Genomic DNA, 13,051 nt, shown 5'->3' with positions numbered 1-13,051 from the left:
CTAGTCCAATGCAATCTCTTGCCGCAGTTTTCCCGTCGTCTTGTCGAATATCAATATGCGGTTGTCATCAGTAACCACCGCATACCAGTTGTTGCCTATGGTCAGCGCCTGCGCCTTTGCACCATCCGGCAGCTCTATCTGATCAGGTAAGGTTGGGGTGCGGTCCGATAGGCGGATGACAATCAGGGCGAATGTCACTAGAACCCCGCCAATCATCACCGCGGTCAATAACATGACCATGCGCCGCAGCAGCCGAAGTTGTGGTGTTTCCTGCGGTTCCTGAGGTTCGGAAGGGACAGTCATGGGCACCCGCCTGATAGAGTTTCACATCGCGGCCACGCCGCCATCCCGTCTTGATAAGGCGCTTGCGCGGGATGTGCCAGCGGAAGAGAACCTGTCGCGCACCCGTCTGGCCCGCTTGATCGCCGATGGGTCTGTTTCCATCAATGGCATCACCGCAGGCGATCCCAAGGCGAAGATTGCCGAAGGCGCATATGTCGCCATCACCGTGGCCGAAGCCGAGGACAGCCATATCGGCCCCGAGGATATCCCGTTGGTCGTTGTCTATGAGGATGACGATCTAATCGTGATCAACAAGCCTGCGGGCATGGTGGTGCACCCGGCGCCGGGTTCTCCGAATGGGACGCTGGTAAACGCGCTGCTGCATCATTGCGGGGATGATCTATCGGGTGTTGGCGGCGTCAAACGGCCCGGTATTGTGCATCGGATCGACAAGGAAACCAGTGGCCTGCTGGTCGTGGCCAAATCGGATGCAGCGCATCACGGGTTGGCGGCTCAGTTCGAGGCGCATAGTGTTGAGCGTTATTATCGCGCCGTTTGCTATGGTGTGCCGGATGCCAATGATCCCCGACTGCGCGGGATCAAGGGCGTAAGTTTCGAGCCCGGCAATATCATGCGCCTGACAACTCAGTTAGCGCGACACAAGACAGATCGGCAAAAGCAGGCCGTTCTGTTTCACGGCGGCCGCCATGCAGTAACGCGGACGCGGATTGTCGAGGTTTTTGGGATGCCCGGCGGTCTGTCGTTGATCGAATGCTGGCTCGAGACGGGCCGCACACATCAGATTCGTGTACACATGGCCCATGCCGGTCACGGTCTTGTCGGCGACCCGGTATATGGGGGTAAGCGCAAACTTGCAGCGCGCGCGTTCACGCCTGAGGCTATTGAGGCCGTGCGAGCTTTTCCTCGGCAAGCATTGCACGCGGCAGTGCTTGGGTTCAAACATCCGGTCTCGGGCGAGATGTTGCGTTTTGAGGCACCTCTGCCGAAAGACATGGCCACACTGCTTGAATCTGTCAGAAAACAGCTGAAATAATCTGCAAAGGCTTGTGAAAACGGCATTTTCAGCTTTCCTTTACATAGGGTTAATTTCAGACTGGTATCAGATCCTCTTGAATGTACCGGGTCTGGTACCCATATCCCATGTTAAGGGCTTAAACATTTGTCCAAGGGGCAGAAATAAATGGCAAATTACACAACTCTTCCAGCGCCGACACCAGAAGGTGGGCTGAACCGCTATATGCAGGAGATTCGTAAGTTTCCTCTGCTTGAGCCAGAGGAAGAATATATGCTGGCCAAGCGTTGGGTCGAGGAACAGGATACCGAAGCCGCGCATAAAATGGTCACGTCGCACCTGCGTTTGGCGGCCAAGATCGCCATGGGATATCGCGGCTACGGTCTGCCGCAGGCCGAGGTGATTTCCGAGGCCAATGTGGGCCTGATGCAGGCGGTCAAGAAATTCGACCCGGAAAAAGGGTTCCGGCTGGCGACCTATGCCATGTGGTGGATTCGCGCCTCGATCCAGGAATATGTCCTGCGGTCGTGGTCGATGGTGAAACTCGGCACCACTTCGGCGCAGAAGAAGCTGTTTTTCAATCTGCGCAAAGCCAAGGCCCGAATCGGCGCGTTGGAAGAGGGCGACATGCGCCCGGAAAATGTCACCAGGATCGCCACCGATCTGGGCGTAACCGAAGCCGAAGTTATCAGCATGAACCGCCGGATGTCCGGTGGAGATGCCTCGCTGAACGCGACCGTCGGGTCCGAAGGCGAAGGTACCATGCAATGGCAGGATTGGCTGGAAGATGAAGATGCCGATCAGGCCAGTGATTATGAGGCCCGCGATGAGCTGGAAGCCCGACGCGAGCTGCTCGCCGCTGCGTTGGATGTCTTGAACGACCGTGAGAAGGATATTCTGACACAACGCCGCCTGATGGATCAGGCCGTCACGCTGGAAGAACTGAGTACGCAATACAATGTCAGCCGCGAACGCATTCGTCAGATCGAAGTGCGCGCGTTTGAAAAGCTGCAAAAGAAAATGCGCGAGCTTGCACGCGAAAAAGGCATGCTGGGATCAAGCTGATCCAATCTTTCTATTCCGAAAACCGGCCCGACCATTGTCAGGCCGGTTTTTTCTTGTCCCGGGGGTATGACAGGTTGGTCCTGCGCTGCTAAAGGTCTGCTTGCGCTAACAATGCGGAAAGAAAGCGATCATGCACAAACCGGTTCAGTGGGGCATTCTGGGTGCTTCGAAATTCGCGCGTCAGCAAATGGGGCCAGCCATCCATGCCGCTGATGGTGCCAGACTAGCTGGGCTTGCCACGTCTGATCCGGCCAATGCCGAACCGTTTATGAGGTATTGCCCGGATCTGTACGTTTTCGACAACTATGATGCGCTGCTGACCGATCCAGAGATAGAGGCGGTCTATATCCCGTTGCCCAACCATCTGCATGTTGAATGGAGCCTGAAGGCGCTGGATGCGGGTAAGCACGTTCTGTGTGAAAAGCCGATGACGATGCGGGCGGTCGAATTTGACACTCTGATCGCAAAACGGGATCAAACCGGGTTGCTGGCTGCCGAAGCCTACATGATCGTGCATCATCCGCAGTGGCAGTTGACCCGCAAACTGATCGCTGACGGGGCGATCGGTAAGCTGGTCCATATCACCGGAGCTTTCAGCTATGACAATCGGGCAGACACCGGCAATATTCGCAACCGCGCGGAAACCGGTGGCGGTGGGCTGCGCGACATCGGCGTTTATGTCATAGGCGGTGCACGGTTTGCGACCGGACAAGAGCCGGTATCGGTCAGCGGAGCGATCCGATGGGAGAATGACGTGGACGTCTTCACCGAAATTCGCGCGCAATTTCCTGGCTTTACCTATTCCACTTACGTCTCAACTCGAATGCACCCACATCAGGAGATGGTGTTTCACGGCGAAACTGGAGTAATCCGTCTGACTGCTCCGTTCAATGCCCGCGTTTTTGGCGAGGCGCGGGTTGAGATGCATCGACCGGGGTTTGAGGTTCAAGTAACGCGGTTTCCAGCGGACGATCACTATAAGCTGCAGGTGGAGGCGTTTTGCCGAACCATCCGCGAGGGAGTTGTCTATCCCTGTCCGCTCGAATTCGTGCGCGGCACGCAGGATGTAATTGATAGCGTGTTTGACGGCGCAATCGCGCTGTAGCTTGCCACGACTACCGTGTCTCGATTAACTTGCACAGACCGGATCAGGAGGGTGCAATGGCGGGCGGTTGGGCGCGCGACGGCGCGGTGAGTGAACAGATTGAAGCGTCAATCTCGGACGAGTTGGCACGGATGCGGGCGCAAAAGCGTCCAGTAGGTGAAAGCCTGACCCATTGCGTTGAATGCGAAGAGCCGATCCCAGAGAAACGCCGCCTTGCCTTGCCGGGTGTAAAGCTGTGTTTGGAGTGTCAGCAAGACCGCGACAGCAGCTTCAAGACCCGCGGCGGTATCAATCGGCGCGGCTCGAAGGACAGTCAGTTGAAATAGCACGAGGGGCAGGGACAACTGGTGCAGGATCAATCGCAGAAGACATCAGTGCTGCAAAATGGTCTGTTCCTTGGCTTTCTGGCCGCGTTTTTGTGGGGCACGCACAGTGTCATCGTGCGGTACCTGACCAGCGATCTGGGCGGGTTACAGATTGCCGTGTCGCGCTTGTTCATAGCCGCATTTGCGATCTACTGCATGTTGCGGGTGATGGGCGCGCGGGTCTCGGTCCAGCACAGAGATTGGAATTTCCGGCTGGCGGTATTGTCGACGGTGGTGAACTATATCCTGTTCCACATAGGCCTGGAACATACTGGCGCCGCGAATGCGATGGTGCTTGAGAATACCGCGCCGTTCTTCGTGTTGATATTCCTATATTTCTTCGCGGATACCACTGTTGGCCGTACCGATGTACTGGCGACGCTACTGGCGATCCTTGGTGTGTTTCTGACCGTCTATCGGGATTTTCAAGGCGGGGGAGAGCCCCTGCTGGGCGATCTGATGGAAATCGGGGCGGGGCTCAGCTGGGCGGTGTTCCTGATTTCCAGCAGCCGCGCGATGCAGTCGTCGGAAACCACCGCCGAAAGGCTGAACTTCCTGTTTGGCATCTTTTTGTGTTCGGGTGTTTTACTGGTGCCGCTGGCGGCTTTCTCGTTCCAGATACCAACCGCAAATGATGTGATCTTCTTGATCCTTTTGGGCGTTTTGCCGACCGCGCTTGCCTACTATCTTTGGTATGAAGCCGCCGCGCGTGTGTCGACATTGACGGCGACGCTGCTATTCGCCGGCTCTGTTGTGTTTACCTTTGTCAACTCGGCACTTTTTCTGGGCGCATCGATCACACCGCTTGCGATCGTCGGCGCAGTGTTGATCGTGACGGCCATTTTCGTGACGACGATGAAATCAACCAAAGAAAAATGAGGCAGCCTGAACAGGCTGCCTCTCAACTTTAGCTTTCCATCGCTTCCAACTCGTCGATGAAGCCTGAGATCATCGACAGGCCTTTGGCCCAGAATTCCGGATCGCTGGCATCCAACCCGAATGGTTCCAAAAGTTCCTTGTGGTGCTTGGAACCACCGGCGCGCAGCATTTCGAAATACTTGTCTTCGAACCCGTTCGCACCGCTTTCATAGACCGAATACAGCGCATTCACGAGGCCATCACCAAAGGCATAAGCGTAAACGTAGAAGGGCGAGTGGACGAAGTGGGGTATATAGGCCCAGAAGGTTTCATACCCGTCCATGAATTCGAATGCGGGGCCAAGGCTTTCGGCCTGAACGCTCATCCACAGTGCGTTGATGTCATCCGGGGTCAGTTCGCCTTCGCGGCGGGCGGCGTGCAGTTTGCACTCGAAGTCATAGAACGCGATCTGGCGAACGACCGTGTTGATCATGTCCTCGACTTTGCCTGCCAGCAGTACCTTGCGCTGCTCAGGTGTCTCAGCCTGATCCAGCATTTTACGGAAGGTCAGCATTTCACCAAAGACCGAGGCTGTTTCGGCCAAGGTCAACGGGGTCGATGACAGCATCTCGCCCTGATCGGCAGCCAGTACCTGATGCACGCCGTGGCCAAGCTCGTGGGCCAGGGTCATCACGTCGCGTGGTTTGCCCAGGTAGTTGAGCATCACGTATGGATGGACTTCGGTTACGGTGGGATGGGCAAAAGCACCGGGTGCTTTGCCGGGTTTCACGGCCGCGTCGATCCAACCTTTTGAGAAGAAGGGTGCTGCGATTTCACCCATGCGAGGATCGAAGGCGTTGTAAGCATCCATCACTGTCTTCTCAGCCTCGGACCAATCAACGATGCGGGTGTCTTCCATCGGCAACGGCGCGTTGCGGTCCCAGACCTGCATCACATCGAGGCCCAGCCATTTGCGTTTCAGCTCGTAATACCGGTGGCTCAGCTTGGGATAGGCGGCCACGACCGCCTCGCGCAGGGCTTCGACCACCCCAGGCTCAACGTCGTTCGACAGGTGGCGACCGGTTTGAGCGGTCGGCATATTACGCCAACGATCGACGATCTCTTTTTCCTTGGCTTGCGTGTTATGAACGCGGGCGAAGGTCTTGATGTTGCTCTGGAAAACGGTCGCTAGTTCATGCGCGGCGGCTTCACGCTTGGTGCGATCCTGTTCGGTCAACAGGTTCAGGACGCCTTCGATATTCAGTTCTTCGCCGTCGACAGTGAATGTCAGGCCCGCGATGGTCTCGTCGAACAGGCGTTCCCATGCGTCACCAACAACGCCGAGGTCGTGCAGAAACTTTTCCAGCTCATCAGACAGCTGATAGGGCTTCATCGCGCGGACGCGACGGAAGACGGGCTCGTACCTTGCCAGATCGGCATTGGCTGCGAAATGCGCGGTCAGCGCGTCATCATCAATGCGATTTAGTTCCAGCGTGAAGAAGACCAGCGGAGTCGTAAAAACGGTGATCTTCTCCTGCATGTCCGACAGGAATTTGGCACGGTCCGCGTCTGTGGTTAGTTGGTAATAACGCAATCCTGCAAAGGACATGATCCGCCCGGCGATGGCGTTGATCTTTTCGTTGCGTTGTACACAGGTCCGCAGACCCGCGGCATCCAGTTCGGCCAGTTTGCCCGCATAATCCGCGGCAAAAGACGCGCATTCACCTTCCAGCCAGTCAAGATCGCGGGACAGTTCGGGCGCGTCTTCGGAGGCATAGAGATCCGTCAAATCCCATTCCGGCAGGTTGCCCAGATCATCGGCACCGCCGCCAGCATTTGCGTCACGGACGGGAAAGGGAAGGTCGCGCATGGATCACCTCGAATAAACTGTGTTGGCAAACATTTAGGCGCGGCGCATCTGGATCACAAGCAAACTGTCTGGATCAGCTCGACATCACGGTCTCTTTTTCGGATAAGATCTGAGCTGTGAGGAAATGGGCTGCCAGTTGATCAAAAACTGGTCCACGAACCTCGGGCGCTTCCATCAGGACTTCGTGCTCACCATCGGGAATCTCGACCAATGTACCGCTAGGCCAGTTCGCCATACGGGCACGGATCGCCTTACGGTCCACAATCTGTTCGTGACTGCCAAGGAAGGTCAAGGTTGGGTTATCAGGCGCGGTCTGCTCCATCAGCCAGGTACACTCATCCAGCGCCTCGCGCAGCCAGATCGTCGAAGGGGCGCCCAACGCCAGTTCAGGGTGCGCGACCAGTTGATCCCGCATCATCTGGTACATGTCGCGATCACGGGTCAGCACGTTTCCCTCGAAAGGTTGCGAGAGCACGTAGCTGTCCAGTGAGGTCGTTGGGGGTGTTTTTTCACCTAACCCAAGACGCGGGCCCCAATACGCGGTCAACTGGCTGAGCGGTTTCATGATCGGAGAAAAGTAGATCCCCCACATCGGCCCGGTGAAGGCGGAAGCGGCAAAATCAGCGCCTTCCAGTACAGCGCGCATTCCAATGGCTCCACCCATTGAATGGCCTATTACGTACCAAGGCTTGGGTAGGTTTAGTTGCCGTGCCAGATCCAATGTGGCACGGACATCATGCTGATAATCTGTGAAACGTTCGACATGCCCGATACGCACATCCGGCAGTAGACGATCCGCCAACCCCTGGCCACGCCAGTCGACGGAAAGGCTCGCAAAACTGCGGCTTACGAACTCTTTGGCCGCGTTGCCGTATTTCTCGATGTATTCGGTGCGACCGGGGAACAGCATCACTGTACCGTGCGCATCGCCTTCGGGCAGCCAATGCGCGATGCGAATGCGTTTGCCGTCCTGAGTGGTCAGCCAATGGGCCGAACCACCGGCAGGGCCGCCGGCCACGTCTTCAAAAAAGGGGGCCGGCGAGAACTCCATCAGGCCAACACCGAAGCAAGTTTCATGGCAATACCCATGTCTCCATCCACACTCAGCTTACCCGACATGAACGCACCGGTCGGGTTCAGGTCACCGCTGAGGATTTGTTCGAACGTATCTGCATCGGCGCTGAGGGTTACATCAGCGTCTTCGTCGCTGACGCGCGCACCGCTTGCATCCAGAACGATAGAGCCCAGATCGGCGATGGCAAATTTTGCTGACGCGTCGAAATCACCGCCCGACAGTTTCTCATTCAATGCCGCCGCGGCTTTTTCCAGAATATCGCTCATGGTCTTCCTCATATTGTTCATGCGCCGTGAATGGACTTCCCCGGTCGCAACGCTACACTGACCATTGTTATGGGTATTGCAATCAACAATCTCAAAGGTACCGTTGCGGCATTTGCAGCGATAGTCATGTTTTCCACCAGTTGTTTTGCGCAACAGGCGGATTTAAGGGACGAGGCCTCACTGCTTGAGCAACTGGCGCAAGCAACACCCGAGCAGGCCGTCGGCCTGGACCGGCAATTGCAGGCGCTGTGGTCTCTGTCAGGTTCAGCATCTGCTGATTTGCTGTTGGAGCGGGGGCGAGAAGCGCTGAATGACGGGGATGTCAAAGCCGCGCTGGATCACTTGACGGCGCTTACCGATCATGCCCCTGACTTTGCCGAAGGCTGGCATGTGCGTGCATCGGCCTTTTTCGGTGTAGAACGGTTTGGTCTGGCCGCTGCTGATCTTGAGCACGCCTTGACCTTAAACCCCAACAACTACGAAGCTATTTACGGTCTTGGACTGATCTTCGAGATTGTGGGCAAGCCCGAACAGGCGTTCGAAGCCTATTCGCGCGCACTGGCTATACATCCCCATCACGAAGAAGTAACCAATGCCGTGAATCGGCTGAAGCCTCAGGTTGAAGGCAAGGCGCTGTAAGTCTCAGGGCGCAGGGGGCAAAGGTGAGCGGGTCATCCCGAATCGTGGCTGTACTTGGCCCAACGAATACAGGCAAAACCCATTACGCGATCGAACGTATGCTGGGGTACCGAACCGGTGTCATTGGGCTGCCGTTACGGCTGCTTGCACGCGAGGTCTATGACAAGATTGTCGCCATTCGCGGCCCCTCGGTCGTTGCACTGGTGACAGGTGAAGAGCGGATCGTGCCACCCCGCACAAAATATTGGGTCTGCACTGTTGAAGCGATGCCCGAAGCCTTGGGCGCGGACTTTGTCGCAATTGACGAGATACAGCTCTGCGCTGACCCCGAGCGGGGCCATGTGTTTACAGACCGTCTGCTGCGCGCGCGTGGTACAAACGAGACGCTGTTTCTGGGGGCCGATACTGTGCGTGGTACAATTGCTGCGCTTGTCCCTGAGGCTCAGTTTGTTCGGCGCGAGCGGATGTCTCAACTGGTTTACTCCGGAAGCAAAAAGATCAGCCGGATGCCGGCGCGTAGTGCGATCGTCGGATTTTCGGTTGAAAACGTCTATGCCATTGCCGAGTTGCTCCGCCGTCAAAAAGGTGGGGCGGCTGTGGTCATGGGTGCTCTTAGCCCACGCACGAGGAATGCGCAGGTCGACCTCTACCAGAACGGTGAGGTTGATTATCTGGTTGCGACGGATGCCATCGGTATGGGGCTGAACCTTGATGTGAACCATGTGGCTTTCTCATCTCTTTCCAAATTCGACGGACGCCGAATGCGTCCATTAGCGCCCAACGAACTGGCCCAAATCGCAGGCCGGGCAGGGCGCGGCATGTCCGACGGCACCTTTGGCGTCACCGGCGAGGCACCACCGCTGGATGATGGCGTGGCGCAAGCGATCATGGACAGCCGCTTTACGCCGATGAAAAAGCTGAACTGGCGGAATGCTGCTTTGCGGTTTGGCTCTATCGATGCGCTGATCGACTCGCTTGAGGTCGGTCCAGACAATGAACATCTCGTAAAGGCGCGGCCAGCCGACGATCTGAACGCGCTAAAATCTCTGTCGCAGGTCACGGAAGTCATGGCGCGCGCCAGTGACGGCCCATCCGTCCGATTGCTGTGGGATGTCTGTCGAATCCCCGATTTTCGCGGTATCAGCCATGCCGAACATGCCAGTTTGCTTGAGGTGATCTATGGCCACCTGCACGAACGCGGATCGATCCCAGATGACTTCATGGCGCAGCAAATCCGCCGAATCGACCGTACGGATGGGGATATTGATGCGCTCTCCAAAAGGTTGGCATATATTCGCACTTGGACATATGTTGCGCAACGAAACGGATGGGTGCGTGACGAATCCCATTGGCGTGAGGAAACACGCACTGTAGAAGACAGGCTGTCAGACGCTCTTCACGATCGTTTGACCCAACGATTTGTGGACCGGCGCACGTCAGTGTTGCTGCGCCGGCTCAAACAGAAGGAGGCCCTTTTGGCCGAAGTAAATGACAAGGGTGAAGTGACCGTCGAAGGCGAATTCGTCGGTCGTCTGGAAGGGTTCCGGTTCACACCGGACAAAAGCGCGCAGGGAACCGAGGCGAAAGCTTTGAAATCGGCCTCTTTGCAAGCACTCGCGCCGCAATTCCATCTGCGTGCCGACCGCTTCTACAATGCGCCCGATACCGAAATTGATTTCACTGATCAGGGTGGCCTGATGTGGGGCGAATACGCTGTCGGCAAACTGGTTGCCGGGGCAGATTCGCTCAAGCCTATGGTCGAGGTTTTTGTGGATGAGGCCGCAGGTCCGGACGTCGAACAGAAAGTGCAGCGCCGTCTGCAGCATTTCATCGACCGCAAAGTGGCTGCGCTGTTTGAACCGCTGCTGAACTTGTCGCGCGACGAGGAATTGACGGGCCTTGCAAAGGGTTTTGCATTCCGCATGGTCGAGGCGCTGGGTGTGCTGCCCCGCGCGCAGATTGCGCAAGAGGTCAAGGATCTGGATCAGGACGCCCGTGGCGCGCTGCGCAAGCATGGCATCCGCTTTGGCCAATTCACCATCTTCATGCCGCTGCTTCTGAAACCTGCTCCGACGCGCCTGCGATTGGTGTTGTGGGCCCTCTCCAGCGGTCTGCAGGAGTTCCCCGACGCACCGCCTCCGGGATTGGTCACTGTGCCTGTCGCCAAGGATGCGCCGCAGGGCTATGACACCATGTGTGGCTACCGTGACGCGGGCGAACGCTCGATCCGGATCGATATGCTGGAACGTCTGGCCGATATGTTGCGCGCTGAAGACAGCCGGGGTGGCTTTGAGGCCAAGCCCGATATGCTCTCGATCACTGGCATGACGCTGGATCAGTTCGCCGACCTGATGCAAGGTCTCGGCTACAAGGCTGAACGCGGCGAGCGGGAAAAGGTCAAAGCGGCCCCCGTGGAGCAACCTGCAGCCGAGGCGGAGGAGCAACCAACCGGCGAAGAAACCCCCTCAGTACCAGAGGTCACACCGGAAGAGGTCAGCGCAACCACCGAGGCGCCAGCCGAGGCCACCGAAAGCACCGAGGCGGTAGCCGAGGCTCCTGCCACGGAACCCGCATCGGATGAGCCTGAGGTCGAGGTATTCTACACCTTCACCTGGGGCCGTCAGCGCCAGCAAAACCGTGGCCCGCGCCGCGAGCAGGGGCAGGGCAAAGGTAAGCCGCGCGGCAAACCTCAGGACGGTCGCAAGCCGCAGGGCAAGAAGGGTGGCAAGCCTCAGGGCGCCAAGAGCTTCTCGTCGCGCCCTCCTAAGAAGGAAAAGGCCATCGATCCTGATAACCCATTCGCCGCAGCGCTGATGGGTCTGAAGGATGGCAACTGAGTCTCGATGACCGAGGCTCAGGCCAAGCTGCGAATCGACAAATGGCTGTGGCAGGCGCGGTTCTTCAAGACCCGCAGCCTGGCCGCCAAGCAAGTGAGTGGCGGCCATGTCCGGTTAAATGCAAGCCGGGTCCTGAAACCGGCGCAAGCGGTGAGCCCCGGTGATGTTCTGACCTTTCCGCAGGGGCGGATTGTCCGGGTAGTAAGGATCGAAAAACTGGGTGATCGCAGAGGCCCGGCACCAGAGGCGCAAACACTGTACTTCGATATGACCGAAAAGCAGGACGCCCCGCCCAGAAATCCGGGATTCGAAGGAAAAGGTCGTCCAACCAAGAAATATCGCCGCGCGCTTGATCTTTCTCGCAAGCAAGATGACTGATCCCATCTTGAAGAGAGGGCCAGACTGAACTAGCTAGACGCCCAAACCGCAAACGGGATTCCAACCATGACCTATGTCGTCACCGAAAACTGCATCGCCTGCAAATACACCGATTGTGTCGAGGTGTGCCCGGTGGATTGTTTTTATGAAGGTGAGAACACTCTGGTTATCCATCCCGATGAATGCATCGACTGCGGCGTGTGCGAACCTGAATGCCCCGCCGACGCCATTCGTCCGGATACTGAGCCAGGAATGGAGCAGTGGGTCGAGTTCAACCGCAAGTTCTCGGAGCAGTGGCCGGTGATCGTGACCAAGAAAGACCCTCTGCCCGATGCCGAGGAACGCGACGGCGAAGAAGGTAAAATGGAGAAGTATTTCTCGGAAGCGCCAGGCGAGGGCGGCTGAGCGATTCGGTTGATCCCCAGCATATTCCCGATCCAGCCTACCCGTGTATATCTTTGAATTGGATAGATATTTCATTGACTACAAGGGGGCGGGCTTTTGAGTGTCGCAATTTTGTGATATACTCACTACCTGAATGATGACTGAGATTGGGATTTGCTCCGTAAGTATGCTCGCTTTGGAGTTCTAACTTTGTGAAAACGCAGCCACCTGACGGGGCCGATCCAGGCCGCGGATGGTGTGTTTTGTCGTTTCGTAACCCGGTCTCATAACCAAGGAAGAATCTGAATGTCGAAATCGAAAAAGCTTGAGTTCCGCCCGAACGATTATGTTGTCTACCCGGCGCATGGCGTAGGACAGATCGTATCGATCGAAGAGCAGGAAGTCGCTGGCTTCTCGCTTGAGCTGTTCGTGATCTCCTTTGAAAAAGACAAGATGACACTGCGTGTGCCGACCAACAAAGCAACCGAATCCGGTCTGCGTTCGCTCAGCTCGCCCGATGTGATCAGCCAGGCAATGAAAACCCTGAAGGGTAAGGCCAAGGTCAAACGCGCCATGTGGTCGCGCCGGGCGCAGGAATATGAACAAAAGATCAATTCGGGTGATCTGATCTCGATCGCCGAAGTGGTCCGCGACCTGCACCGCACCGATGACCAGCGCGAGCAGAGCTATTCCGAGCGTCAGCTATATGAGGCCGCGCTTGAGCGTCTGACCCGCGAAGTTGCTGCGGTATCTGGCGCAGATGAAATCTCGGCCGCCAAGCAGGTTGATGAGGTTCTGACCTCTCGCGCTGCCGCTGCTGCCTGATTAAAGGCGCGACCAATTCTAAAGCCGCTCCGTTGCCGGGGCGGCTTTTTTCGTGAGCCAACACTTGGT

At 57.0% G+C, this 13,051-nt stretch carries 14 protein-coding genes; 10 read left to right on the top strand and 4 right to left on the bottom strand.

Annotation, left to right across the window (positions count from 1 at the left end):
* The gene (locus tag BLU89_RS05380; RefSeq protein WP_074735060.1) at positions 1-303 is read right to left on the bottom strand and encodes a DUF6476 family protein; all 303 of its coding nucleotides are present in this window, start codon (positions 301-303) and stop codon (positions 1-3) included.
* Here BLU89_RS05380 and BLU89_RS05375 point away from each other — a divergent pair.
* From BLU89_RS05375 to BLU89_RS05355, 5 genes are all read left to right on the top strand, one after another.
* Complete coding sequence (locus tag BLU89_RS05375; RefSeq protein WP_074735058.1) at positions 302-1,336, top strand: RluA family pseudouridine synthase; 1,035 nt, start codon at positions 302-304, stop codon at positions 1,334-1,336. The genes BLU89_RS05380 and BLU89_RS05375 overlap by 2 nt on opposite strands.
* A 147-nt stretch (positions 1,337-1,483) precedes the next feature.
* On the top strand, positions 1,484-2,380 hold the full coding sequence (gene rpoH, locus BLU89_RS05370; RefSeq protein WP_074735056.1) for an RNA polymerase sigma factor RpoH: 897 nt from the start codon (positions 1,484-1,486) through the stop codon (positions 2,378-2,380).
* 130 nt (positions 2,381-2,510) lie between these two features.
* Positions 2,511-3,485: a Gfo/Idh/MocA family protein gene (locus BLU89_RS05365; RefSeq protein ID WP_074735054.1), complete on the top strand. Its 975-nt coding sequence runs from the start codon at positions 2,511-2,513 to the stop codon at positions 3,483-3,485.
* A gap of 56 nt (positions 3,486-3,541) precedes the next feature.
* On the top strand, positions 3,542-3,811 hold the full coding sequence (locus tag BLU89_RS05360; RefSeq protein ID WP_074735053.1) for a DksA/TraR family C4-type zinc finger protein: 270 nt from the start codon (positions 3,542-3,544) through the stop codon (positions 3,809-3,811).
* A 21-nt stretch (positions 3,812-3,832) separates the two neighbouring features.
* Entirely contained in the window at positions 3,833-4,729 is an 897-nt protein-coding gene (locus BLU89_RS05355) for a DMT family transporter (protein ID WP_074735051.1), read from the top strand.
* Between the two features lie 28 nt (positions 4,730-4,757).
* On the opposite strand, the gene BLU89_RS05350 is transcribed toward BLU89_RS05355, so the two are convergent.
* The 3 genes from BLU89_RS05350 to BLU89_RS05340 all read right to left on the bottom strand — a co-directional run bounded on the left by BLU89_RS05350 (position 4,758) and on the right by BLU89_RS05340 (position 7,919).
* Positions 4,758-6,578, bottom strand: coding sequence for a M3 family oligoendopeptidase (locus tag BLU89_RS05350; RefSeq protein ID WP_074735050.1), 1,821 nt, complete (start codon positions 6,576-6,578; stop codon positions 4,758-4,760).
* Between the two features lie 73 nt (positions 6,579-6,651).
* Positions 6,652-7,629 (bottom strand): alpha/beta fold hydrolase, encoded by a 978-nt coding sequence (locus BLU89_RS05345; RefSeq protein ID WP_074735048.1) that lies wholly within the window; start codon positions 7,627-7,629, stop codon positions 6,652-6,654.
* Positions 7,629-7,919 carry an SCP2 sterol-binding domain-containing protein gene (locus BLU89_RS05340; protein WP_074735047.1) on the bottom strand — a complete coding sequence of 97 codons (291 nt, stop codon included), beginning with the start codon at positions 7,917-7,919 and terminating at the stop codon, positions 7,629-7,631. Before BLU89_RS05340 ends, BLU89_RS05345 begins: the two co-directional genes overlap by 1 nt.
* 30 nt (positions 7,920-7,949) lie before the next feature.
* Here BLU89_RS05340 and BLU89_RS05335 point away from each other — a divergent pair, with 30 nt between their 5' ends.
* From BLU89_RS05335 to BLU89_RS05315, 5 genes are all read left to right on the top strand, one after another.
* Complete coding sequence (locus tag BLU89_RS05335; RefSeq protein WP_074735045.1) at positions 7,950-8,558, top strand: tetratricopeptide repeat protein; 609 nt, start codon at positions 7,950-7,952, stop codon at positions 8,556-8,558.
* A 23-nt stretch (positions 8,559-8,581) separates the two neighbouring features.
* Complete coding sequence (locus tag BLU89_RS05330) at positions 8,582-11,395, top strand: helicase-related protein (protein WP_074735044.1); 2,814 nt, start codon at positions 8,582-8,584, stop codon at positions 11,393-11,395.
* Between the two features lie 6 nt (positions 11,396-11,401).
* Positions 11,402-11,773, top strand: coding sequence for an RNA-binding S4 domain-containing protein (locus BLU89_RS05325; protein WP_074735042.1), 372 nt, complete (start codon positions 11,402-11,404; stop codon positions 11,771-11,773).
* A 66-nt stretch (positions 11,774-11,839) separates the two neighbouring features.
* On the top strand, positions 11,840-12,178 hold the full coding sequence (gene fdxA / locus BLU89_RS05320) for a ferredoxin FdxA (protein WP_074735041.1): 339 nt from the start codon (positions 11,840-11,842) through the stop codon (positions 12,176-12,178).
* Positions 12,179-12,463: 285 nt separating this feature from the next.
* On the top strand, positions 12,464-12,982 hold the full coding sequence (locus tag BLU89_RS05315) for a CarD family transcriptional regulator (protein ID WP_074735039.1): 519 nt from the start codon (positions 12,464-12,466) through the stop codon (positions 12,980-12,982).
* Positions 12,983-13,051 lie beyond the last annotated feature (69 nt).

This window comes from Ruegeria halocynthiae, from assembly GCF_900106805.1.
GTDB lineage: Bacteria > Pseudomonadota > Alphaproteobacteria > Rhodobacterales > Rhodobacteraceae > Ruegeria > Ruegeria halocynthiae.
The sequence above is the reverse complement of the archived record's forward strand: the minus strand, read 5'-3'. Positions and strand labels throughout refer to the sequence as shown.

Bases quoted from the DNA above. Each gene is read 5' to 3' on its own strand.
- BLU89_RS05375 (WP_074735058.1), top strand. From the start codon at position 302: ATGGGCACCCGCCTGATAGAGTTTCACATCGCGGCCACGCCGCCATCC.
- BLU89_RS05380 (WP_074735060.1), bottom strand. From the start codon at position 303: ATGACTGTCCCTTCCGAACCTCAGGAACCGCAGGAAACACCACAACTT.
- rpoH (WP_074735056.1), top strand. From the start codon at position 1,484: ATGGCAAATTACACAACTCTTCCAGCGCCGACACCAGAAGGTGGGCTG.
- BLU89_RS05365 (WP_074735054.1), top strand. From the start codon at position 2,511: ATGCACAAACCGGTTCAGTGGGGCATTCTGGGTGCTTCGAAATTCGCG.
- BLU89_RS05360 (WP_074735053.1), top strand. From the start codon at position 3,542: ATGGCGGGCGGTTGGGCGCGCGACGGCGCGGTGAGTGAACAGATTGAA.
- BLU89_RS05350 (WP_074735050.1), bottom strand. From the start codon at position 6,578: ATGCGCGACCTTCCCTTTCCCGTCCGTGACGCAAATGCTGGCGGCGGT.
- BLU89_RS05345 (WP_074735048.1), bottom strand. From the start codon at position 7,629: ATGGAGTTCTCGCCGGCCCCCTTTTTTGAAGACGTGGCCGGCGGCCCT.
- BLU89_RS05340 (WP_074735047.1), bottom strand. From the start codon at position 7,919: ATGAGCGATATTCTGGAAAAAGCCGCGGCGGCATTGAATGAGAAACTG.
- BLU89_RS05335 (WP_074735045.1), top strand. From the start codon at position 7,950: ATGGACTTCCCCGGTCGCAACGCTACACTGACCATTGTTATGGGTATT.
- BLU89_RS05325 (WP_074735042.1), top strand. From the start codon at position 11,402: ATGACCGAGGCTCAGGCCAAGCTGCGAATCGACAAATGGCTGTGGCAG.
- fdxA (WP_074735041.1), top strand. From the start codon at position 11,840: ATGACCTATGTCGTCACCGAAAACTGCATCGCCTGCAAATACACCGAT.
- BLU89_RS05315 (WP_074735039.1), top strand. From the start codon at position 12,464: ATGTCGAAATCGAAAAAGCTTGAGTTCCGCCCGAACGATTATGTTGTC.